At 57.3% G+C, this 21,446-nt stretch carries 23 protein-coding genes; 13 read left to right on the forward strand and 10 right to left on the reverse strand.

From position 1 onward, the window contains the following. From ALB80_RS14595 to ALB80_RS14630, 8 genes are all read left to right on the forward strand, one after another. A complete protein-coding gene (locus ALB80_RS14595) occupies positions 1-921 on the forward strand; it encodes a manganese-dependent inorganic pyrophosphatase (protein WP_050604815.1) in 921 nt (306 codons plus the stop codon). Between the two features lie 132 nt (positions 922-1,053). Then, positions 1,054-2,130 carry a DUF389 domain-containing protein gene (locus ALB80_RS14600; protein ID WP_050604816.1) on the forward strand — a complete coding sequence of 359 codons (1,077 nt, stop codon included), beginning with the start codon at positions 1,054-1,056 and terminating at the stop codon, positions 2,128-2,130. Positions 2,131-2,232: 102 nt separating this feature from the next. Then, positions 2,233-3,108, forward strand: coding sequence for a TIGR01459 family HAD-type hydrolase (locus ALB80_RS14605; protein WP_050604817.1), 876 nt, complete (start codon positions 2,233-2,235; stop codon positions 3,106-3,108). Between the two features lie 101 nt (positions 3,109-3,209). After that, positions 3,210-3,653, forward strand: a complete 444-nt coding sequence (locus ALB80_RS14610; RefSeq protein WP_050604818.1) for a MaoC family dehydratase — start codon at positions 3,210-3,212, stop codon at positions 3,651-3,653. Between the two features lie 126 nt (positions 3,654-3,779). Then, positions 3,780-4,271 carry a ClbS/DfsB family four-helix bundle protein gene (locus ALB80_RS14615; protein WP_050604819.1) on the forward strand — a complete coding sequence of 164 codons (492 nt, stop codon included), beginning with the start codon at positions 3,780-3,782 and terminating at the stop codon, positions 4,269-4,271. Positions 4,272-4,385: 114 nt separating this feature from the next. Continuing rightward, positions 4,386-5,318, forward strand: coding sequence for a bifunctional riboflavin kinase/FAD synthetase (locus tag ALB80_RS14620; protein ID WP_050604883.1), 933 nt, complete (start codon positions 4,386-4,388; stop codon positions 5,316-5,318). Continuing rightward, complete coding sequence (locus ALB80_RS14625) at positions 5,315-5,788, forward strand: YcgN family cysteine cluster protein (RefSeq protein WP_050604820.1); 474 nt, start codon at positions 5,315-5,317, stop codon at positions 5,786-5,788. Before ALB80_RS14620 ends, ALB80_RS14625 begins: the two co-directional genes overlap by 4 nt. Beyond that, entirely contained in the window at positions 5,788-6,822 is a 1,035-nt protein-coding gene (locus ALB80_RS14630) for a low specificity L-threonine aldolase (protein ID WP_050604821.1), read from the forward strand. The genes ALB80_RS14625 and ALB80_RS14630 overlap by 1 nt, the downstream gene beginning before the upstream one ends. On the opposite strand, the gene ALB80_RS14635 is transcribed toward ALB80_RS14630, so the two are convergent. Further along, positions 6,809-7,642 (reverse strand): alpha/beta fold hydrolase, encoded by an 834-nt coding sequence (locus ALB80_RS14635; RefSeq protein ID WP_050604822.1) that lies wholly within the window; start codon positions 7,640-7,642, stop codon positions 6,809-6,811. The two genes, ALB80_RS14630 and ALB80_RS14635, sit on opposite strands and share 14 nt — an antisense overlap. Then, the gene (locus tag ALB80_RS14640) at positions 7,639-8,241 is read right to left on the reverse strand and encodes a 2-hydroxychromene-2-carboxylate isomerase (protein ID WP_050604823.1); all 603 of its coding nucleotides are present in this window, start codon (positions 8,239-8,241) and stop codon (positions 7,639-7,641) included. Before ALB80_RS14640 ends, ALB80_RS14635 begins: the two co-directional genes overlap by 4 nt. A 107-nt stretch (positions 8,242-8,348) precedes the next feature. Between ALB80_RS14640 and ALB80_RS14645 the strand changes: the two genes are divergently transcribed. Continuing rightward, on the forward strand, positions 8,349-9,368 hold the full coding sequence (locus tag ALB80_RS14645; RefSeq protein WP_050604824.1) for a ribose-phosphate pyrophosphokinase: 1,020 nt from the start codon (positions 8,349-8,351) through the stop codon (positions 9,366-9,368). Positions 9,369-9,479: 111 nt separating this feature from the next. Beyond that, entirely contained in the window at positions 9,480-9,929 is a 450-nt protein-coding gene (rpiB, locus tag ALB80_RS14650; RefSeq protein ID WP_050604825.1) for a ribose 5-phosphate isomerase B, read from the forward strand. A gap of 45 nt (positions 9,930-9,974) precedes the next feature. Here the strand turns inward: rpiB and ALB80_RS14655 are convergent, their stop codons facing one another. The 7 genes from ALB80_RS14655 to ALB80_RS14685 form a co-directional block, all read right to left on the reverse strand. Continuing rightward, on the reverse strand, positions 9,975-10,325 hold the full coding sequence (locus ALB80_RS14655; protein ID WP_050604826.1) for an H-type lectin domain-containing protein: 351 nt from the start codon (positions 10,323-10,325) through the stop codon (positions 9,975-9,977). Positions 10,326-10,439: 114 nt separating this feature from the next. Then, positions 10,440-10,850, reverse strand: coding sequence for a F0F1 ATP synthase subunit epsilon (locus ALB80_RS14660; protein WP_050604827.1), 411 nt, complete (start codon positions 10,848-10,850; stop codon positions 10,440-10,442). Between the two features lie 12 nt (positions 10,851-10,862). After that, complete coding sequence (atpD, locus tag ALB80_RS14665) at positions 10,863-12,287, reverse strand: F0F1 ATP synthase subunit beta (RefSeq protein WP_050604828.1); 1,425 nt, start codon at positions 12,285-12,287, stop codon at positions 10,863-10,865. Positions 12,288-12,307: 20 nt separating this feature from the next. Next, positions 12,308-13,183, reverse strand: a complete 876-nt coding sequence (locus ALB80_RS14670) for a F0F1 ATP synthase subunit gamma (protein WP_050604829.1) — start codon at positions 13,181-13,183, stop codon at positions 12,308-12,310. Between the two features lie 15 nt (positions 13,184-13,198). After that, a complete protein-coding gene (gene atpA, locus ALB80_RS14675; RefSeq protein ID WP_050604830.1) occupies positions 13,199-14,737 on the reverse strand; it encodes a F0F1 ATP synthase subunit alpha in 1,539 nt (512 codons plus the stop codon). After that, positions 14,738-15,298, reverse strand: coding sequence for a F0F1 ATP synthase subunit delta (locus ALB80_RS14680; protein WP_050604831.1), 561 nt, complete (start codon positions 15,296-15,298; stop codon positions 14,738-14,740). Between the two features lie 303 nt (positions 15,299-15,601). Further along, entirely contained in the window at positions 15,602-16,336 is a 735-nt protein-coding gene (locus ALB80_RS14685; protein ID WP_050604884.1) for a class I SAM-dependent methyltransferase, read from the reverse strand. 61 nt (positions 16,337-16,397) lie between these two features. On the opposite strand from ALB80_RS14685, the gene gloB reads away from it, so the two are divergent. From gloB to ALB80_RS14700, 3 genes are all read left to right on the forward strand, one after another. Continuing rightward, a complete protein-coding gene (gene gloB / locus ALB80_RS14690) occupies positions 16,398-17,165 on the forward strand; it encodes a hydroxyacylglutathione hydrolase (protein WP_172677899.1) in 768 nt (255 codons plus the stop codon). A gap of 174 nt (positions 17,166-17,339) precedes the next feature. Further along, positions 17,340-19,664: an ATP-dependent Clp protease ATP-binding subunit ClpA gene (gene clpA / locus ALB80_RS14695; protein ID WP_050604833.1), complete on the forward strand. Its 2,325-nt coding sequence runs from the start codon at positions 17,340-17,342 to the stop codon at positions 19,662-19,664. Positions 19,665-19,803: 139 nt separating this feature from the next. Beyond that, entirely contained in the window at positions 19,804-20,691 is an 888-nt protein-coding gene (locus ALB80_RS14700; protein ID WP_050604834.1) for a YHYH protein, read from the forward strand. A gap of 55 nt (positions 20,692-20,746) precedes the next feature. Here ALB80_RS14700 and ALB80_RS14705 read toward each other — a convergent pair whose 3' ends face one another. Beyond that, the gene (locus tag ALB80_RS14705; protein WP_157054217.1) at positions 20,747-21,199 is read right to left on the reverse strand and encodes a hypothetical protein; all 453 of its coding nucleotides are present in this window, start codon (positions 21,197-21,199) and stop codon (positions 20,747-20,749) included. Positions 21,200-21,446: the final 247 nt, after the last annotated feature.

Below are 21,446 nucleotides of genomic sequence, written 5' to 3' on the forward strand. Positions count from 1 at the left end.
ATGACAACGCTAGTATTTGGCCACAAATCCCCTGACACCGACTCCACAGGCTCGCCGATCCTGTGGTCGTGGTATTTGAACGAGATCAAGGATGAGCAGACCGAGCCCGTGCTGCTGGGCGAGCCCAACACCGAAGCAGCCTTTATGCTGGATAACTGGGACCTGCCCAAACCGCGCATCATCGAAGATCTGGCCGCAGATACCCCAGTGATCATCGTCGACACCAACAACCCTGCTGAATTGCCCGCCAGCATCAACGATGCGGATATTCGCGCTATCATCGACCACCACAAACTGGTCGGCGGTCTGGAGACCAAAGGTCCGATCGACATCACCGTGCGCCCGCTGGCCTGCACCGCAACCATCATGGTCGACTTGATGGGTGAAGATGCGGCCAAAATGCCCGACGCCATCAAAGGCGCGGCTCTGACCTGCATTCTGTCGGACACGCTGGAATTCCGCTCGCCTACAACAACTGCTCATGACCGTGCGGTGGCAGAACGGCTGGCGGCTGAGCTTGAGCTGGATATCTCGGCCTATGCAGCCGACATGTTCGCGGCGAAATCTGACGTGTCGTCCTTTTCGGACGCCGAGCTGATCCGCATGGATAGCAAGGAATACCAAGTCGACGGCACCAAATTCCGCGTCTCGGTTCTGGAAACGACCGCGCCTGACGTCGTGCTGGACCGCAAGGCCAGCCTGGCAGCATCGATGGTGGACGTGGCGTCAGAGGACGGTGTCGATCAAGTTCTGCTGTTCGTGGTCGATATCCTGAACGAAGAAGCCACGCTGCTGGTTCCCAACGATCTGGTCAAAACCGTCGCCGAGAAAAGCTTTGACGCAACCGTTGATGGTGATGCCGTCGTCCTGCCAGGCGTCATGAGCCGCAAAAAGCAGATCATTCCGAACCTGAAAGTCTGATCGATTGATCATCCATTACGAAAGGCGTCCGTTTTGGGCGCCTTTTTTCTTTCGCCCAAGGCATTTGCCAGAACGGCATCGATTGTTAGGTTGGTATTGGACGCAAAGCTTAAACCGGGTCAGACAAGCAAAATGGTCGTTCGTAGTCTCAGTATAACCAAGGGTATTCTTCGCTTCGAAGGACCAGACAAGTTTGCTTACTGGCGTCGGTTTGCGATGTTGCTGACTTTGTCGGTCGTGATCGCCACCATGGGTATGCTGCGCAACTCCGGAGCCGTCGTGATCGCAGCTATGCTGGTGGCGCCACTTATGACCCCAATTCTTGGCGTGGCGGCAGCCATGGTTATGGGCTGGCTGCAACGTGCAGCGGTTCTGGCCCTTACGGTTTGTCTGGCCGCCGTGGCCTGTGTGCTGATGGCGTGGTTTATGGTTTATGTCGCTGATGTTCCTCGCGGCATTGTAATCCCGGATCAGGTGCTTGCACGCACCGATCCCGGCACCGAAGACCTGATCGTTGCGCTCGCCGCCGGTGTGGCCGGGGCCTATGTTCAGATCAACAAATCCGAACTCAGCCTTTTGCCCGGAGCCGCAATTGGTGTTTCCCTGGTTCCACCGCTCTCTGCTTCGGGCGTTCTGTTATATTTTGGCGAACCCGCCGAAGCCTATGAGGCGGGGTTACTGTTTGCCACCAACCTTGGCGCGATCATCCTTTCCGCCTGTACGGTTTACTTGGTCTATGCCGCGCGGTCGGTCGTTTTCAGCAAGGGCAAACGCAAGCTCAACTTTACGGCCAGCGTTTTTGTTGCGCTTGCGTTCCTGGTGGTTGTCGTTCTGCAACTCGGAAAGTCCACTTATAATCGCTATCTGGAAACACGGACCGAGGCCCAGCTGGTCGAAGCCATTCGAGAGTGGGCTGACCCGGTTTCGGTCGAAATCATTCGTATCGACGTCAATGCGCGGCGAAAAAAGGTGGATGTTTGGTTGATTGTCGATCTTCCCGCAGAAGCTGCATACAAAGTCTCGTCAGTTGCCTCGCAGATCCCAGAACAACTGCGGGAAACACCGTTGGTGAATGTGCTGCAGGATGAGCTTGGGCCCGGTTACCTTGCTATTGTGCGGTATCAAAGCAGGATTGCTGCGCAAGTTATCCTGGGAACGGACAACGTCCAACAGGCCCCGGATGTGACAGACGTTACTGAAGAAGAGTAGCAGATTCATCAATTCCTTTGTGCAAAAAGGAATGCGGGATGGTGTTCAGGCCCAAGCTTTGCCATAGCTGTCGCGACCGCGATATCAGACCCAGAGGCCCCCATGACCCAGATCGTTTCCTCGCTTGCCGAGATCTCAGACCGCTATAAGGCGTTGTTTGTCGACCTTTGGGGCTGTGTTCACAACGGCATCACGGCCTACCCCGAAGCTGTTGCGGCTTTGCAGACCTATCGCGCGAAGGGAGGGGTTGTTGTGCTGGTCACAAACTCTCCGAAACCCCGCGCAGGCGTGGCAGAGCAATTGGGGCAGTTCAACGTCCCTGCGGACGCCTATGACACCATCGCCACAAGCGGGGATTCCGCGCGGTCCGCGATGTTCCGGGGCGCTGTCGGACACAAGGTTTATTTCATGGGTGAATGGGAACGCGATGCGGGCTTCTTCGAACCGCTCAAGCTGTTGCATCACCCCATCCACATTGAGCGTGTACCGCTGAAAGAAGCCGAAGGCATTGTCTGCTGTGGTCCGTTCGACACGATGGCCGACCCTGATGTGAACCGGCCCGATTTCCTGTACGCCAAGCAGATGGGCATGAAACTGCTCTGTGCCAATCCTGATATCGTGGTTGACCGGGGCGAAGTGCGGGAATGGTGCGCTGGTGCTTTGGCCAGACTATATACCGAAATGGGCGGCGAGAGCTTGTATTTCGGAAAACCGCATCCGCCGATCTATGACCTGGCCCGCCGGAGGCTGCAGGAATTGGGTAACGATATTCCTGATGGCGACATTCTTGTGATCGGAGACGGCCCCCATACGGACATTCTGGGCGGCATGGGAGAGGGTATTGATTCTCTGTTCATCTCAGGCGGACTGGCCGCGGCCGAGACAAAAACGTCGCATCATCCGCACCATGAATCCCTAACTACTTATATTGAAAAGGAAAAGATTAATCCGACCTATACAATCGGTCGTTTACGTTAGTCAGAAAAGACTTGATTTTCTGCAGTTGCGAAGTAATAAAGTTGCCAACCTCGGCCATATGATGGTTTTTTCTTTCACGGCCGATTTCGAGTGAGGGCAACATGTTGGATAATCTTCCACGCGGAACGATCTGTATCGAAGACATCGAAATGGGCATGTCCCGCCACCTGCGCAAAGTGGTGACGGATGAGGACATCGAGATGTTCGCTCAGGTTTCCACCGACCGGAACCCGGTGCATCTGGATGACGACTATGCCCGCGATACGATCTTTGAGGGCCGTATTGCACACGGGATGCTGACGGCGGGCCTGATCTCGGCCGTAATTGGCGAGCAACTGCCCGGCCATGGCACGGTTTATATGGGTCAGTCCCTGAAGTTCCTGGCCCCTGTGCGTCCGGGAGACATGGTTTATGCCGAGGTGAAAGTGGTCGACATCGACTTTTCCAGGCGCCGCGTCAAGCTAGACTGCCACTGCTCGGTTGAAGGTAAGAAGGTTCTGATCGGCGAAGCGATGGTGCTTGCCCCGTCGCGCAAGTTCGACTGACCAACGTTTTTCAAAGTTTCACCAAGTCATGGGACTGCAGGGCGCAGTTGATCTGCGTCATTTGAAAAAGATCGGAAACCGATAGACTCAAACGCATTCATTGAGAGTCTGCGTTGGAGTTGATCCATGGCCGCGACAAGCAAAGCAGAACTGCAGAGTATCACCCAAAAAGAATATTCCAAACTGAAAGCACTGATTTCCGCCGTTTCGGTAAAAGATGCCCTGCGCAAAGATGACGAAGACACTTCGATCAAAGATGTGATCGGGCACCGTGCGCATTGGATTGACCTCTTTCTGGGTTGGTATGCTGACGGTCTGGCCGGAAAACAGGTCCACTTCCCGGCCGAAGGTTACAAATGGAACGAGCTTCGGCGCTACAATGCAGAACTCCGTCAGAAACAGGCGCGTTTGTCCTGGGGCGAGGCGGTGACGGCTTTGGACCAAGCGGAGGAGAAGTTGAACGCTTTAATTCAATCCTGTTCCGATACTGAGCTTTACGGCGATCCAATGAAAGGCGCGCACAACAACTGGACAGTAGGTCGATGGGCCGAGGCTGCCGGGCCCAGCCATTTCCGATCCGCGGCAAAGTACGTTCGATCAAGGTTGAAATCGATCTAGGACCCCATTGTGTATGCCTGATGAGAGAGAGACGTGCATCAACCCACACAGGAATTTGTTCAGCACGTGGATGAGGTGCTTGAACATAGGTTGTATGAACAGTACCCACTTCGCATGCAGATCATCCGAGACTTTCAGTTTGTAGAGCCAACAGACCGCGGTGCCAGCGTGGCGATCGGGAATTTTGATGGCGTCCATATGGGGCACCAATCGGTCATAGAACTGGCCCGTAAATCGGCCCCCGACGCGCCGCTGGGTGTTATGACTTTCGAGCCGCATCCGCGTGAATTTTTTGCGCCTACCTCTCCTCCCTTCCGGTTGATGAGGGGAAATGCGCGGGCGCACCGGCTGAAAAAACTGGGCGTACAGAAACTGTATGAATTGCCGTTCAACGCGGCACTGGCAGGGCTTTCCCCGGAAGAGTTTGCGCGCAATGTGATCTGTGACGGGCTGGGCCTTTCTCATGTCGTGGTCGGGTCCGATTTCTGCTTTGGCAAAGGCCGCAGCGGTACCGCCGATGATCTGGTGCGGTTCGGGCAAGCGATGGGATTCGGCGTGACAATTGCCCCCTTGATGGAACGGTCCAAGAATGTCGTTTCGTCAACCGCCATCCGAACCGCGCTGAGCGAGGGCCGCCCAAGGGACGCAGCCGCGATGCTGGGCCATTGGCACAGGATCGAGGGCGAAGTAATTGGTGGTGAGCAGCGCGGGCGGGAGCTGGGCTTTCCCACCGCAAACATGTCCATCGAAGGGCTGCACCAGCCCAAATTCGGAGTCTACGCTGTATTGGTCGACGTGCTGGATGGCCCGCATCAGGGCAGCTATCACGGTGCGGCCTCGGTCGGGGTGCGCCCGATGTTTCACGGCGAAGTGCCCAATATCGAAACCTTCCTTTTCGACTTTTCGGGCGATCTTTATGGAGCAACCCTTTCGGTGGGATTGATCGATTTTCTGCGCCCTGAAATGACATTTGACGGGCTGGATGGTTTGATCGTGCAGATGAATGCCGATTGCGAAGAAGCCCAAGGCATTTTGGCCGCCCTATGAGCGCTGATCCGATTGAACGCGCGGGCTTGCCTGCCCGGTTTTGGGAACGCAAACCGCTGCGTAAGATGAACCAGCGCGAGTGGGAGGCCCTGTGCGACGGCTGCGGTAAATGCTGCCTGAACAAGCTGGAGGATGAGGACTCGGGCGAAGTCGCCCTGACCTGCGTTGCCTGCCGTCTGCTGGACGATGAAAGCTGCCGCTGCACTCAATACGACATCCGGCACCAATTCGTGCCTGAATGCATCGTCATGACGGCCGACAATATCGACGAACACGCCTATTGGTTGCCGCAAACCTGCGCGTATCGTCTGCTGTGGGAAGGCAAGCCGCTTTACGACTGGCATCCATTGATATCGGGTTCGCCAGACAGCGTGCACGCGTCAGGTGTCTCGGTTCAGGGGCGCACGGTGTCCGAGTTCGAAACCCCCATGGAAGAGTGGGAAGACTATATCATCGAGGAGCCAAGCTGATGTATTTCGCGTCTGACAATTCCGGACCGGTTCACCCTCAGGTCATGACCAAACTGGCCGAGGCCAATCAGGGCTATCAGATGGCCTATGGCGCCGACACAATGATGAATGAGGTGCGCGATCGCATCCGCAGCATCTTTGAGGCCCCCGGCGCTGCCGTTTATCTGGTAGCGACAGGGACAGCGGCAAATTCGCTGGCTCTGGCGACCCTGTCCAATCCCTGGGAAACGATCTTCTGCTCTCCGGTCGCTCATATCCATGAAGACGAGTGCAACGCGCCCGAGTTTTACACTGGCGCCAAGCTGACCCTTGTCCCCGGCGGCGACAAGATGACCCCCGATGCGTTGCGCGGGTCGATCCTGGGCGAAGAAACACGCGGGGTGCACGGGCCGCAGCGCGGGCCTGTGTCGATCACACAGGTGACCGAGCGCGGATCGATCTATTCGCTGGAAGAACTGCAGGCGCTGTGTGGGATCGCAAAGGAATATGGCTTGCCCGTCCATATGGATGGTGCACGGTTCACCAACGCTTTGGTCGCGTTGAAGTGTTCCCCGGCGGACATGACGTGGAAAGCGGGCGTTGATGCGGTCAGCTTTGGCGGCACCAAGAACGGTTTGATGGGTGTTGAAGCGGTGGTGTTCTTCGACGAAAGCAAAGCTTGGGAATTCGAATTGCGGCGCAAACGCGGGGCGCATCTGTTTTCCAAACATCGCTATCTGTCCGCTCAGATGGCGGCTTATCTTGAGGATGACCTGTGGCTGCAATCGGCGCGTCAGGCCAATGCAAACTGTGCCCGGCTGGCCGATGGTTTGCGTGCTAAAGGTGCTGAGTTTCTGCACGAGCCGCAGGCCAACATGATCTTTGCCTCTTTCCCGCGCGCGAAACACAAACAGCTGCATGAGGCGGGTGCGATCTATCACCTCTGGGGGGATGAGCTGGGAGGCGAGAATAACGACGAAAGCCTCGCCTGCCGATTGGTCTGCGACTGGTCCATCGGGTCGGTTGAGATCGATCAGTTTCTCAATCTGCTTTAACCGAAGATAAGGCGTTAGATAGCCAGAACTCCTGCAGCAGCGCGCTGATCTCATTTGGGTGTGAGATGGGCAGCATATGCCCCGCCCCTCTTACCACCTCATGACGCGCGCCTGGCAGCCGTTGCTGCAAGCTTTCGCATATCGCTTGCATCACGGGATGCGTTTCCGACCCGCTCAGCAACAGGACCGGCATCGACAAACGATCGAGCTTTCCAGGCGAAAGCAACCCCGCCTGATCGTCATAGAGCGCAGAGTGCACTGCTGGAACGGCACCTATCCCGCGCACCATGTTAGCCTTTGTCCGTTCGGGCAAATCAGGCCATTTGGGGCTGATCTGAGTGCTCCACATCCTGTTGAACAGTCGCGCGGCCAGAACCTTGTCACCTGCTTTGAAGGCCGCGCCTATGGGCTTGAAGTCTTCCTCGTGCTGCTCGAACAGATGTGGCGCATCTTGCTTCGCGATAGCAAAGAACACGGGTTCGATCAGGATCAAGCTGCGTACCCTTTCCGGGTACTCTATCGCCAGCCTCAACGCGATCATCGCCCCAAAGGAATGACCGATCAAATCCATCCGTTCAGACAACTGGGCCGCGGCCGGATTGGTCACTTGGTCAAAGAAGTCACTCTGTCCGTCCCAATCCGGGCTTTTTCCATGCGAAAGCATGTCCGGGGCGATCAAGGTTGCGTCACCGCTCAGCACGTTGGCCAAGCCCGACCACGCACCGGAGTGCGCAATCGTGCAGTGGAGGGCAAGCAGTTTCCGCTCCCCCTTCCCCAGCCTTCGGACAAATACCGATCGCGCCGCGGCCGCGGCTGTCATCCCTTCATCTCGGTCAGATGCCGATCCAAATCATCCAGACTGTCCTGACCCCAGAACCGCTGACCGTCTGGCGTAATATAGAATGGCGCACCGAACGCGCCTTGATCCACGGCTTCTTCCAGATTGGCGGCATAGGTTTCGGCACCGACCAGCAATCCGCTGTTAGCCAGATCTGGATCAAAGCCGGAATTTGCCAAACAGTCGCGGATCACGTCGTCCTGTGCCACGTCTTTCTCTTCGGCCCAGCAAGCGCGCAAGATCAATTGGCACAGCTTGCCTACATCCCCAGACCCGTCCTTGGTCGCAGCGATCACCGCATATGAGGACGGCGCCATATTGGTCGGCCAATGCATGGGTTTCAGGTTGAAATCTAAACCCAGACGTTGGGCTTGGCGCAGCAAGTCCTGTGCGCGGTATTCGATGCGCGAGATATGACGGTCTTTCGGTGGCGTACCTCCGGTGCGCGAGAACAGGGCCATGATGTCCAGCGGTTTGTAATTGATGGTCGCGCCATGTTTCGCCGTGATCTCTTCCAGTCGGTTTCCGGCCAGATAAGTGTAGGGTGAAATTGTCGCAAAATAGTAGTCAATCCGGGTCATGTTCACTTTCTCCGCTGCGTTACCTTTGCGGGACGTTAAGGCCATGCTAAGCGGTGTCAACATCACGAATCTGTCACATTGCCATTGCTGCCCGGGGACCTCAGCCGATGCCGACACTCCACGAACCCAAGCTAATAGCTGGGAACGCCAACCTTCCTCTTGCCAAGACCATCGCACGCCGCATGAGCCTGTATCGCGGCGTTGACCAGGGTCTGGTCGATGCGCGCGTCGAACGCTTCAATGACGGCGAGATCTTCGTCGAGGTGTTCGAGAACGTACGCGGCGAGGATATGTTCATTATCCAGCCGACCTCGAACCCGGCCAATGACAACCTGATGGAGCTGCTGATCATCGCCGATGCGCTGCGTCGCTCTTCTGCCCAGCGGATTACGGCCGTGATCCCCTATTTCGGTTACGCCCGTCAGGACCGCCGCACCAAGGCCCGCACGCCGATCAGCGCCAAGCTGGTGGCCAACATGCTGACCGGCGCAGGAATCGAACGGATTCTGACCATGGACCTGCACGCAGCGCAGATTCAGGGCTTTTTCGATATGCCCGTCGACAACCTCTATGCCTCGCCGATCTTTGCTTTGGACGTAAAGAACCAGTTCAAGGACAGCCTGGATGAGATCATGGTGGTTTCACCCGACGTCGGCGGCGTGGCGCGTGCGCGCGAGCTGGCCAAGCGGATCAACGCGCCCCTGTCGATCGTGGACAAACGCCGCGAGAAAGCAGGCGAAGTGGCCGAGATGACAGTGATCGGCGACGTGAAGGACAAGATCTGCCTGATCGTGGACGACATGTGTGACACCGCCGGAACGCTGTGCAAAGCGGCACAAGTTCTGCTGGATAACGGCGCGAAAGAGGTTCACTCCTACATCACGCATGGCGTCATGAGCGGCCCCGCGGTCGAGCGTGTCACCAACTCGGTGATGAAATCCTTGGTCCTGACCGATACGATCCAGCCGACAAAAGAGATCCTGAAAGCCAAGAATATCCGCATCGTTCCGACCGCGCCGATCTTTACGCAAGCGATCCTGAACATCTGGAACGGCACCAGCGTGTCTTCGCTGTTCGAAGACAAAACGCTGACGCCGATCTACGAATCCCTGTACCAGATGGATTGAGCTCTGAGGGGCGGCCAGACAAGCCGCCCTTTTGCTTTTCGAAATCTGATCCGCCCTGCCCGCTGCTCACCAGCATGTGCGTGGATCCGCGAAAGAGGGGAAAAACCTCCGATGACCGCAAGCAAACGCATTGTCCTGTCCAGTGACCACGCCGCGATCGATCTGCGTCAGGCCGTGGCAAAACACATCGCCCAACAAGGCTGGGACGTGGTCGATATCGGCCCGACGACGCCCGAAAGCACACATTACCCCAGGCACGGCAAAGCGGCAGCTGAAGCTGTCGCGTCAGGCGATTGCAGTTTGGGCATCATCCTGTGCGGTACCGGTCAGGGCATCATGATGGCCGCAAACAAAGTGCCGGGCATTCGCTGCGGCGTATGTTCAGACGCGTTTTCGGCCCGTATGATCCGCCAGCACAACGACGCCAACATGCTGTCGCTCGGTGCGCGCGTCGTCGGCGAAGGTCAAGCGCTGTACATCGTTGACGCGTTTCTGGACGCCGAGTTTGAAGGCGGGCGCCATGCCACACGGGTGGGCATGATCGAAACGCAGGAAGACTGAGTTACAAGCTGCAGTTAGAACGCTTGAAAACACGGCTAACCCGGGTCAGGAAATGTTCCAGTCGTCCAGGTGTGCCACCTCTCCAATCGCTGTCCAGCTTGCGCGGATGCGGGCAATCCGAGTGTCGGACCAAGTTCGAAATACTGCGTCAAAGCCCTCGGTGGTGATGTTTTCGGCCTGAACCTCGGCGCGTAGAGCCGAGGACGTATCGACATCCCAAAGCGAGATTCCGATCTGTACCACGGGCGGAGTGCGAAAGGCTTCTTTGAACTGAATGGGTGTGCGGCGTTCACGAGGCCCCTGCCCCGTCCACATTTCGCCACCTTCGGCAAATTCCGAAAACAGGACGTCTTCACCCTGATCAATTCCAATGGGATGGGTTAGGAACTTTTTCATTATGTCATCATTATTCTTGAATTCCCGCAACTTACCCCGGCAATTCGGCAAAAGCACGACAAAAAAACGGCCCCGCAAATGCGAGGCCGTTCAAATCTTTCACTGATAAGCCGTTTACAGGCTCATATGCGTGCCCAGCGCTTCCATGTCGGCCAGCAGCTTGGCAGCATCGTCGACAATGGTCTGATCATCGCCACCCTTGGCAGCCTCGTGCGAGGCGCGGGCGTCTTCGATCAACTCGTCCAGATGCGCCCGGGTCACTTCCGCTACCGGAATGGCCTTTTCGGCCAGAACCGACAAGCTGTCGCCGTTGATCTGGGCAAACCCGCCGGTGACCAGGTATTCGCTGGACCCTTCGGGTGCCTCAACCTTCAGCAGACCGGGGCGCAGCGTGGTGATGGTGGGGGCATGATCGGGCATCGCCGTCATGTCCCCGTCCGCGCCGGGAATCTGGACCGCGGTCGCGCTGAGCGAAGCTAGGCTCCGCTCGGGGCTGACGAGGTCGAATTGCATCGTGTTTGCCATCAGGTGTGCTCCTTAGGCGGCTTCTGCGGCCATCTTCTCCGCTTTGGCGATCACTTCGTCGATGCCGCCAACCATCAGGAAGGCCGCCTCGGGAAGGTGATCGTATTCGCCGGCCACAACGGCCTTGAACGACGCGATGGTGACATCCAGAGGAACCTGAACACCGGGCGAACCGGTGAAAACCTCGGCCACGTCGAACGGCTGTGACAGGAAGCGTTCGATCTTACGGGCACGTGCCACGGTCAGTTTGTCCTCTTCCGATAGTTCGTCCATGCCAAGGATGGCAATGATGTCCTGCAGCGACTTGTAGCGCTGGAGGATCTGCTGAACGTCAGTCGCAACGGTATAGTGCTCTTCACCAACGATGGCCGGGTCGAGCAGACGCGAAGTCGAGTCGAGCGGGTCAACGGCCGGGTAGATACCCTTTTCCGAGATCGCACGGTTCAAAACGGTGGTCGCGTCCAAGTGCGCAAACGACGTGGCCGGCGCAGGGTCGGTCAAGTCATCCGCAGGAACATAAACGGCCTGCACGGACGTGATCGAGCCCGATTTGGTCGAGGTGATGCGTTCCTGCATCGCGCCCATGTCGGTCGCCAGCGTCGGCTGGTAGCCCACAGCGGAAGGAATACGACCCAGCAGAGCCGAAACCTCGGAACCCGCCTGCGTGAAGCGGAAGATGTTGTCGACAAAGAACAGAACGTCGGCGCCGGTTGCGTCACGGAACTGTTCCGCCAGGGTCAGACCCGACAGAGCGATCCGCATACGCGCACCCGGAGGCTCGTTCATCTGACCATAAACCAGGGCGATTTTCGAATCTTCCAGCTTGTCAGGAACGATAACGCCGGATTCGATCATCTCGTGATACAGGTCGTTGCCTTCACGGGTCCGCTCACCAACACCCGCGAACACGGACACGCCCGAGTGCACTTTGGCGATGTTGTTAATCAGTTCCATGATCAGAACGGTTTTGCCAACACCGGCGCCGCCGAACAGGCCGATCTTACCGCCTTTGGCATAAGGGGCCAGCAGGTCAACAACCTTGATGCCGGTGACCAGAACTTCGGATTCAGTTGCCTGATCCGCGAAATCCGGTGCTTCCTGGTGGATGGCGCGGGTTTCAGTTGTTTCGACGGGACCCTTTTCGTCGATGGGCTCACCCACAACGTTCAGGATACGGCCCAAAGTCGCGTTGCCGACCGGAACCGCGATCGGTGCGCCGGTGTCGGTGACTTCTTCGCCACGAACCAGACCTTCGGTTGCGTCCATTGCAATGGTGCGGACAGTGTTTTCGCCCAGGTGCTGTGCTACTTCCAAAACCAGCTTCTTGCCGTTGTTGGTGGTATCCAGCGCGTTCAGAATTTCAGGCAGCTCATCATCAAAGTGCACGTCGACGACGGCCCCGATAATCTGAGTGACTTTGCCTTTTGCATTCGCCATGTTTCGTCTCCGGTTTGTCTCTACAGCGCTTCGGCGCCGGAAATGATTTCAATCAGCTCGTTGGTGATCACGGCCTGACGCGAGCGGTTGAACTGGATCGTCAGTTTGTCGATCATTTCACCCGCGTTGCGTGTCGCGTTGTCCATCGCAGACATCCGTGCACCCTGTTCCGAGGCCCCGTTTTCAAGCAGACCCGAGAAGATTGCAGTCGCAACCCCTTTGGGCAGCAGATCGGCCAAGATGGCCTCTTCGCTGGGCTCGTAATCGAAGACCGCGCCGCTGTCGTCCCCTTCGATATCCTCGAACGAGGCAGGGATGATCTGTTGCGCCGTTGGTATCTGGCTCACGACGTTGACGAACTTCGAGTAGAAGATCGTGGCTACGTCGAACTCACCCGCGTCGAAACGGGACAGGACGTCTTTGGCGATGTCCTGCGCGTTGGAATATCCCAGACGCTTGACCTCGCTCAGATCGACATGACCGACGAACAGATCGCCATAGTCACGCTTGATCGCATCGCGGCCTTTCTTGCCAACGGTCAAAATCTTAACCGTCTTGCCCTTGGCCTTCAGTTCGTAAGCTTTGGCACGGGCCAGCTTGGCGATGTTCGAGTTGAAGCCGCCACACAGGCCACGTTCTGCTGTCATGACAACCAGCAGATGGACATCATCACTGCCCGTACCACGGAGCAGTTTGGGGGCGCTGTCGCTGCCCCCGACCGATGCCGCCAGCCCCGCCATCACGGCATTGAACCGTGCGGTGTAGGGGCGAGAGGCTTCGGCAGATTCCTGGGCGCGGCGAAGTTTTGCAGCCGCGACCATCTGCATGGCCTTGGTGATCTTGCGGGTCGATTTGACCGACTCGATCCTGTTTTTAAGATCCTTAAGATTTGGCATGTGCCCGCCTCTCCCTTAAGCGAAGGTTGCGGCGTATTCGTCAATCGCAGCCTTGATCTTGTCGGAAGCGTCGCCCTTGATCTTGGGATCTTCGTCGGTGATCCACTGAAGCAGGTCGGCGTGCTTGCCGCGCAGATGCGCCAGCAGGCCAGCTTCGTAGCGGCCAACTTCGGATACATCGATCTTGTCCAGGTAGCCATTGGTGCCAGCGAAGATGACGCAGACGATTTCAGCGTTGGTCAGCGGTGAGTACTGAGGCTGTTTCATCAGCTCGGTCAGACGGGCACCACGGTTCAGCAGCTGCTGGGTCGCGGCGTCAAGGTCGGAACCGAACTGCGCAAACGCAGCCATTTCGCGGTACTGAGCCAGTTCCAACTTAACCGGACCGGCAACCGACTTCATCGAGTTGGTCTGAGCCGAAGAGCCCACACGCGAAACCGACAGACCGGTGTTCACAGCAGGACGGATGCCCTGGTAGAACAGCTCGGTTTCGAGGAAGATCTGGCCGTCGGTGATCGAAATCACGTTGGTCGGAATAAACGCCGAAACGTCACCACCCTGAGTTTCAATAACCGGCAGTGCGGTCAGCGAGCCCGCACCGAAGTCTTCGTTCAGCTTCGCCGAACGCTCCAGCAGGCGGGAGTGGAGGTAGAAAACGTCACCAGGATAGGCTTCACGGCCGGGCGGACGACGCAGCAGCAGCGACATCTGACGATAAGACACAGCCTGTTTCGACAGGTCATCATAGATGATCAGCGCGTGGCGGCCGTTGTCGCGGAAGTATTCGGCCATCGCGGTTGCGGCGTAAGGTGCCAGGAACTGCATCGGCGCCGGGTCGGACGCGGTGGCGGCCACAACGATCGAGTAGTCAATCGCGCCGGATTCTTCCAGCTTCTTCACCAGCTGTGCAACGGTCGAACGCTTCTGGCCGATCGCGACGTAAACGCAGTACAGCTTCTTCGACTCGTCGTCGCCAGCTGCTTCGTTGTAAGTTTTCTGGTTCAGGATCGCGTCCAGAGCAACGGCAGTTTTACCGGTCTGACGGTCACCAATGATCAGTTCCCGCTGGCCACGGCCAATCGGGATCATCGCGTCAACCGATTTCAGGCCGGTTGCCATCGGCTCGTGAACCGATTTACGCGGGATGATGCCCGGCGCTTTTACGTCTGCAACACCACGCTTGGAAGCGTTGATCGGACCTTTGCCGTCCAGCGGGTTGCCCAGACCGTCAACAACACGGCCCAGCAGCTCGTCACCGATCGGAACGTCCACGATCGAATTGGTGCGCTTGACAGTGTCACCTTCTTTGATGTCACGGTCGGAACCGAAGATAACAACACCAACGTTGTCACTTTCCAGGTTCAGCGCCATGCCCATGATGCCGCCGGGGAATTCGACCATCTCACCGGCTTGCACGTTGTCCAGGCCGTATACACGGGCAATCCCGTCACCGACGCTCAGCACGCGACCGATTTCGGCCACTTCGGCTTCCTGACCAAAATTCTTGATCTGGTCCTTCAGGATTGCAGAAATCTCTGCAGCTTGGATTCCCATTTATCCGACCTCTTTCATTGCATTCTGTAGGGAGTTGAGCTTCGAGCGGATCGAGCTATCGATCATCTTCGAGCCCACTTTAACGACAAGACCGCCGATGAGGCTTTCATCAACGGTCGCATTGATTGTCACGGTCTTGCCCACACGCTCGGACAGCGTCTTGGACAGTTTTTCCAGTTGTGTCTTGGTCAGCGCCTTGGCCGAGGCAACATCCGCGGTCACTTCGCCACGCTCGTCCGCCAGCATGTCGCGCAGAACCTGCACCAGTTGCGGCACGACGAACAGACGGCGCTTCTGCGCCATCAGACCCAGCGTGTTGCGCAGGATGGCGTTCAGGGCCATCTTGTCAGCGATTGCGGTGATTGCGCCTTCCTGTTCAGCGCGGGAAATCAGCGGCGAGGCGATCAGGTCGCGCAACTCGGCGCTGTCGCCCAGTGCTGCTGCCAGATCATTGATGCCGGATTCCAGACCTGCAAGGTCATTGTTCTCTTTGGCGATCTCAAAGATCGCGGTGGCATAGCGCTCGGCAATGCCAGTGGAAATCGAAGCTGGTTCGGACACGTCCACCCTTCCGATACTTTGGGCCCCGAATTCGCGTGCAGCAGCTACCCCGGGGGCGTGAAGAAACCCCGTCCTTAAAGGGCGGGGATCAAAATCACCGGGGATGTAGCAGAGGTGTTCCAACCAAGCAATACGCTATAGCGGTAACAGAATTATACACAAATTGTTAATTTTCATGCACTTACGCCAAGTGCGACGGTTTGAACACATTGGCCCAGTTGAAAAATGTTACGAATATGCAGGTTTTTGCGATTCCTGTGACTTTTTTCCCGCAATTTTGTCGCTTCTGAATGTCAGCCATTGTCACGCAGGTTTCAACAAACCGTCCAGCGCCTTGATCGGTTTTTTGACTGCGTCTTTTGTCACGCTGCCGCTGGGCGGACGAATGTGCTTGCTGACCTCGACCATCAGCACACCCCCAGCCATGACGGTAGGGATCCGTTGCCCGGTTTTTTCGATCAAACTGCCGGATTTCAGCCAGAAGCGGCGGAAGGAAGGAGGCCTGTACAGGGCCGAACAATGCGCCTCGGGCAGGAAGTGATGCGCCTTGAGCTGGTTTTCCAGCTGAGTGGCGGTATAGGGGCGCCCGTAGCCAAACGGCGTTTTGTCTGTCCGCGACCAGAGTCCCCCCCGGTTCGGGACAATGAACACAGCTCGACCGCCGGGGCCCAGAACACGCCAACATTCGTCCAGCAGCTGGTTCGGCCTCTCCGACGTTTCCAGCCCATGCATCACGACAAGCTTGTCCACGTGACCGGTTTCAATCGGCCAGAGCGTTTCTTCGGTCAGAACGGAAACATTTGGCATCCCGGCAGGCCAGGGCATCACGCCCTGCGGGCCGGGCATCAGACCGATAACCCGGCGTGCATCCGCCAGATATGGGCGCAGCAACGGCACGGCAAAGCCAAATCCGGCCACCGTCTGGCCTTTTGCTTCGGGCCAAAGCTCGCTCAGGCGTCCGCGAATGGCCGCTTGCGCCGCACGCCCCAGCGTACTGCGGTAGTAGAAGTTCCTCAGATCCTGCACATCAAGATGCATTGCGGACATCCGGTCAATCGGCTTAGCTGGGCGCAGTCTAGCAATGAAAGGGCAAAAGGCCATGCCTCTTGAAATCGTTACAATCCCATGCCTCAGCGACAACTACGCCTATCTGGCCCATGACGGCATCAATGGCCAGACCGCGTTGATCGACGCGCCCGAGGCCGGACCGATCCTGAAAGTGCTGGAAGAACGCGGATGGACGTTATCCCACGTGCTTCTGACCCATCACCACTGGGATCACGTCGATGGGCTGGCTGGGATTCTGGAAAAACACCCGGCACAGGTCATCGGGGCCGCAGCGGATGCCCATCGCCTGCCACCGCTGGACCTGCAAGTGGCCGAGGGCGATAGCTTTGACATCGGAGGTGAGCCGGTTCAGGTTCTTGATGTTTCCGGCCACACAGTCGGGCATATCGCTTTTTATATGCCGCAAAGTGCCGCCGTGTTCACCGCCGACAGCCTTATGGCGCTTGGCTGCGGACGTCTGTTCGAGGGCACACCAGAACAGATGTGGGACTCACTCAGCAAACTGGCCGCCCTACCAGACAGCACTCTGGTCTGTTCGGGGCATGAATATACACAGTCCAACGCCAAATTTGCCATTACGATCGATCCAGACAACGCCGACCTCAAGGCGCGCATCGCCGAGATTGACCAAGCACGTGCCACCGGGAAGGCGACCGTTCCGTCGATTCTGGCGATGGAAAAGGCCACAAATCCTTTCCTGAGGGCAACCGACCCAGCGATTCAGGCACACTTGGGCATGGTTGGCGCAAACCCTGAGGTCGTTTTTGCGGACATCCGGGGTAGAAAAGACCGGTTTTGATGCCTATTTGCCCCTCTTCACGGCCACGGTCACAACAAATGTGACTGTCAAGAGCAAGAAAACCCTTGAAGCCGGGGCACGATCAACCAAACTCTAATAGTATGAGGACATGGTTGGGATGGGGTTCCGGCCGAAAGCTCGCCCCCTTCTGACCCAATACAGAGGAGCACCCGCGTGCCTTCATTCTCGAGCACACTGGAACAAGCCATCCACGCGGCCTTGGCGGCCGCGAATGAACGGCGTCATGAATTTGCAACGCTAGAGCATCTGCTGCTGGCGCTTCTGGAAGAACCCGATGCGGTGCGCGTCATGAAGGCGTGCAGCGTCGATCTGGACGAGCTGCGCAGCACTCTGGTGGAATTCATCGACGAAGATCTGTCGAATCTGGTCACGGATATCGACGGGTCCGAAGCCGTTCCAACGGCAGCCTTCCAGCGCGTCATTCAGCGCGCTGCGATCCACGTACAAAGCTCGGGCCGGACCGAAGTGACCGGCGCCAACGTACTGGTTGCCGTTTTCGCCGAACGCGAAAGCAATGCCGCCTATTTCCTGCAAGAGCAGGACATGACCCGTTACGACGCGGTCAATTTCATCGCCCATGGCGTGGCCAAAGATCCCGCTTATGGCGAAAGCCGCTCGGTATCCGGTGCGGATCAGGTTGAAGAAGACGCTCAGACCACATCTGGCGAAACCGAACAGAAAGAAAGCGCGCTGGGGAAATACTGCGTCGATCTGAACGCGAAATCACGGGCGGGTGATGTTGATCCGTTGATCGGACGCTCGGACGAGGTGGAACGCTGCATCCAGGTGCTGTGCCGTCGCCGCAAGAACAACCCGCTGCTGGTAGGGGATCCCGGCGTGGGTAAAACCGCCATCGCCGAAGGTCTGGCGCATAAGATCATCGGCGGACAGGCCCCCGATGTGCTGGCCAACACCACGATCTATTCACTGGACATGGGCGCGCTGCTGGCCGGAACCCGCTATCGCGGTGACTTTGAAGAACGTCTGAAGGCGGTCGTCACAGAGCTGGAAGACCACCCCGACGCGGTTCTGTTCATTGACGAAATCCATACCGTGATCGGTGCCGGTGCAACCTCGGGCGGGGCGATGGATGCTTCGAACCTGCTGAAGCCTGCGCTTCAGGGCGGCAAGCTGCGCACCATGGGTTCGACCACTTACAAAGAGTTCCGTCAGCATTTCGAAAAAGACCGCGCGCTGAGCCGCCGGTTCCAGAAGATCGATGTGAATGAACCTTCGGTCGAAGACAGCGTGAAAATCCTGCGAGGTCTGAAACCCTATTTTGAAGAGCATCACGACATCAAATACACCGCCGATGCGATCAAGACTGCGGTGGAGCTGTCGGCCCGCTATATCAACGACCGCAAACTGCCCGACAAGGCCATCGACGTAATCGATGAGGCCGGCGCGGCGCAACATCTGGTCGCTGAAAGCAAGCGTCGCAAGACCATTGGGGTAAAGGAGATTGAGGCAGTCGTCGCCAAGATCGCCCGCATCCCGCCCAAGAACGTCACCAAGGACGATGCCGAGGTGCTGAAAGATCTCGAAGCTTCGCTGAAACGCGTGGTGTTTGGTCAAGATCTGGCCATCGAGGCGCTATCCAGCGCGATCAAACTGGCCCGTGCTGGTCTGCGTGAGCCTGAAAAGCCCATCGGCAACTACCTGTTCGCTGGTCCAACCGGTGTGGGTAAGACCGAGGTGGCGAAACAGCTGGCGGATACGCTGGGTGTCGAGCTGCTGCGCTTTGACATGTCCGAATACATGGAGAAACACGCGGTCAGCCGTCTGATCGGCGCACCTCCGGGCTATGTTGGGTTTGATCAGGGTGGTTTGCTCACCGACGGTGTCGACCAGCATCCGCATTGCGTGCTGTTGTTGGACGAAATCGAGAAAGCGCATCCGGACGTGTTCAACATCCTGTTGCAGGTGATGGACCATGGTGAGCTGACGGATCACAACGGCCGTACCGTGAACTTCCGCAATGTGGTTCTGATCATGACCTCAAACGCGGGCGCGCAGGAACAGGCCAAAGCAGCCATCGGCTTCGGTCGCGACCGTCGCGAAGGCGAAGACACCGCTGCGATTGAGCGCATGTTTACGCCGGAATTCCGCAACCGTCTGGATGCTGTGATTTCGTTCGCACCGCTGCCGAAAGAGGTCATCCTGCAAGTGGTTGAGAAGTTCGTCTTGCAGCTAGAAGCGCAACTGCTGGATCGCAGTGTGACCATCGATCTGACACCCAAAGCTGCTGAGTGGCTGGCCGACAAAGGGTATGATGACAAAATGGGTGCGCGTCCTCTGGGTCGTGTGATTCAGGAACACATCAAGAAACCTCTGGCCGAGGAGCTGCTGTTCGGCAAGCTGGCCAAAGGCGGTGTGGTTCGTGTCTCGATCAAGAAGGGCGAGCTGGATCTTGAAATAATGGGTCCGGATCAGCGGCGCATTCCAGGCGACAAGCCTCCGCTGTTAACCGCGGACTGATCTGGAAATAGACCACTTTTTAGAAGCCCGGCGATCCCTGTCGTCGGGTTTTTCTTAGTTCCAGTACGGGTAATTGCGACGGAACCCGGTTTCTGCGGCGTGTAATCTTCAATGATTTACGCAGGACAGGGACTGGAACGTGAGCAAGACTTCTATCATTTGGGGCGCAGCTTTTGCCCTTTCGGCCATCGCAGCTGTTGCAACGGCACAGCACAGGTTTCGCTATCACGACGAAACGACGAAAGAACCTCTAAGATTGGTGCCCGCCACCGTAGATCCCGGGAAAAACAGGGCCTCAGTGAAAGAAAATAACACCACAATCAGAGTGAAGGGCAACGGGATTCCTGATCATCTGGTTGGCCAGTTTCCAAACCGGGGCAATCCACACCAAATCGAACGGCAGAAAGTCAACCTCAAGGTGCCAACAGCCCCCGAAACCAAGGGCACATTCACACCGCTGCGCATGGGCTGGAACTTTGGGGTTTCTCTCAACGGGGTTGTTTTTGACCCGCTTGCGGCCGAGTTCTGGCATGGCAACCCAAGATCCGGCTGGTCCTACAATGCGTTGGGAGGAGCGATTGCTCTGGGGTTGGATGCGAATTATGCCCATGTGCAGCCGAACGGAAAATACCACTATCACGGTGTTCCTACAGGGTTGATCGAGCTTTTGGGATGGTCCCCTGCTGCGCATTCACCGTTGATCGGGTACGCCGCAGATGGCTTTCCGATTTACGCGAGGACAGGTGTAGTAGACGGCAAAGTCATTGATATGACGCCCTCTTATCGTCTGAAATCCGGGACCCGCCCGGGTGGCAACGCGCCGAACGGGCGGTATGATGGCACATTTAATGAGGATTATGTCTATGTTCAGGGGCACGGCAATCTAGACCAATGCAACGGCGCATTCACCGTTTCAACAGAGTACCCCAACGGGACTTATGCCTATTTCCTGACCGAAGATTACCCCGTGGTGCCCCGATGTTTCACGGGTACTCCGGACCAGAGTTTTCGATTTGGCAGGCGCTAAGCTGATTGGACAATGGACGCGATTGCCGGGGGTGCGTAACGAGTTTTTTTTGGTGTTAGAAACGAGGTTGGCCATTCTGCACTTGCACTGGGCATGGCACCGGCAGGGCCTTTGGATTCCTGTCCCAAGCCGCATAGTATGCGGACAGAACATTATAGGCAAAGCGAGGTCCGGTGCTGCCCTGAGACAGGGCGGACAGGATCGCAATGCTCAGATCGCGGGCTTTACGAAGCCGCCCGGCCTTTGTGGCCACAAAATACTCAAAGTCGATGAACCGTATCTGACGCCCATCCCAGCACATATCCCGAAACGCCGGGCGTCCATGAGCCAGACCCATCCCATGAAGCCGTGCCAAAGCCTGGCCAGCAGCGCGACACGCCATGAGTTTTCCCGCCATGGTGACGGACTTGTCTTTGGACAATCTGGTCAGGCTGGCTCCGGCGTGTTCGACGGCGATATACCCTTTGCCTTCAGCTAAAATTCTGGGGACCGGTGCGCCGTATTTCAACAAGAATTGGTGGGATGATCGGTCACGTTCGAATGCTTGTTCAGGCTTTCCCTTCACCAGCCAGAGATGAGGCGCGAAACGTTCGACCCGTTTAAGCCAAAACCTGACCCCTCGCCTGGCCTGGCACAATGTCACACGCTGGTGGGGGCCTTGCAGAGCGATATCGACTGCTATGTGTAAATCTGTTGTCCTGTCTTTCACGCACAGCCCCAATCAACCTATGGTTATGATATAGGGTGCGGCTGCC

It is taken from the genome of Ruegeria sp. 6PALISEP08, from assembly GCF_001238295.1.
In the GTDB taxonomy this organism is placed as follows: Bacteria; Pseudomonadota; Alphaproteobacteria; order Rhodobacterales; family Rhodobacteraceae; genus Ruegeria.

What these genes read in the sequence shown, in the direction of transcription:
- ALB80_RS14595 (WP_050604815.1), top strand. Translation starts at nt 1, where the DNA reads ATGACAACGCTAGTATTTGGCCACAAATCCCCTGACACCGACTCCACA.
- ALB80_RS14600 (WP_050604816.1), top strand. Translation starts at nt 1,054, where the DNA reads ATGGTCGTTCGTAGTCTCAGTATAACCAAGGGTATTCTTCGCTTCGAA.
- ALB80_RS14605 (WP_050604817.1), top strand. Translation starts at nt 2,233, where the DNA reads ATGACCCAGATCGTTTCCTCGCTTGCCGAGATCTCAGACCGCTATAAG.
- ALB80_RS14610 (WP_050604818.1), top strand. Translation starts at nt 3,210, where the DNA reads ATGTTGGATAATCTTCCACGCGGAACGATCTGTATCGAAGACATCGAA.
- ALB80_RS14615 (WP_050604819.1), top strand. Translation starts at nt 3,780, where the DNA reads ATGGCCGCGACAAGCAAAGCAGAACTGCAGAGTATCACCCAAAAAGAA.
- ALB80_RS14620 (WP_050604883.1), top strand. Translation starts at nt 4,386, where the DNA reads ATGCAGATCATCCGAGACTTTCAGTTTGTAGAGCCAACAGACCGCGGT.
- ALB80_RS14625 (WP_050604820.1), top strand. Translation starts at nt 5,315, where the DNA reads ATGAGCGCTGATCCGATTGAACGCGCGGGCTTGCCTGCCCGGTTTTGG.
- ALB80_RS14630 (WP_050604821.1), top strand. Translation starts at nt 5,788, where the DNA reads ATGTATTTCGCGTCTGACAATTCCGGACCGGTTCACCCTCAGGTCATG.
- ALB80_RS14635 (WP_050604822.1), bottom strand. Translation starts at nt 7,642, where the DNA reads ATGACAGCCGCGGCCGCGGCGCGATCGGTATTTGTCCGAAGGCTGGGG.
- ALB80_RS14640 (WP_050604823.1), bottom strand. Translation starts at nt 8,241, where the DNA reads ATGACCCGGATTGACTACTATTTTGCGACAATTTCACCCTACACTTAT.
- ALB80_RS14645 (WP_050604824.1), top strand. Translation starts at nt 8,349, where the DNA reads ATGCCGACACTCCACGAACCCAAGCTAATAGCTGGGAACGCCAACCTT.
- rpiB (WP_050604825.1), top strand. Translation starts at nt 9,480, where the DNA reads ATGACCGCAAGCAAACGCATTGTCCTGTCCAGTGACCACGCCGCGATC.
- ALB80_RS14655 (WP_050604826.1), bottom strand. Translation starts at nt 10,325, where the DNA reads ATGAAAAAGTTCCTAACCCATCCCATTGGAATTGATCAGGGTGAAGAC.
- ALB80_RS14660 (WP_050604827.1), bottom strand. Translation starts at nt 10,850, where the DNA reads ATGGCAAACACGATGCAATTCGACCTCGTCAGCCCCGAGCGGAGCCTA.
- atpD (WP_050604828.1), bottom strand. Translation starts at nt 12,287, where the DNA reads ATGGCGAATGCAAAAGGCAAAGTCACTCAGATTATCGGGGCCGTCGTC.
- ALB80_RS14670 (WP_050604829.1), bottom strand. Translation starts at nt 13,183, where the DNA reads ATGCCAAATCTTAAGGATCTTAAAAACAGGATCGAGTCGGTCAAATCG.
- atpA (WP_050604830.1), bottom strand. Translation starts at nt 14,737, where the DNA reads ATGGGAATCCAAGCTGCAGAGATTTCTGCAATCCTGAAGGACCAGATC.
- ALB80_RS14685 (WP_050604884.1), bottom strand. Translation starts at nt 16,336, where the DNA reads ATGCATCTTGATGTGCAGGATCTGAGGAACTTCTACTACCGCAGTACG.
- gloB (WP_172677899.1), top strand. Translation starts at nt 16,398, where the DNA reads ATGCCTCTTGAAATCGTTACAATCCCATGCCTCAGCGACAACTACGCC.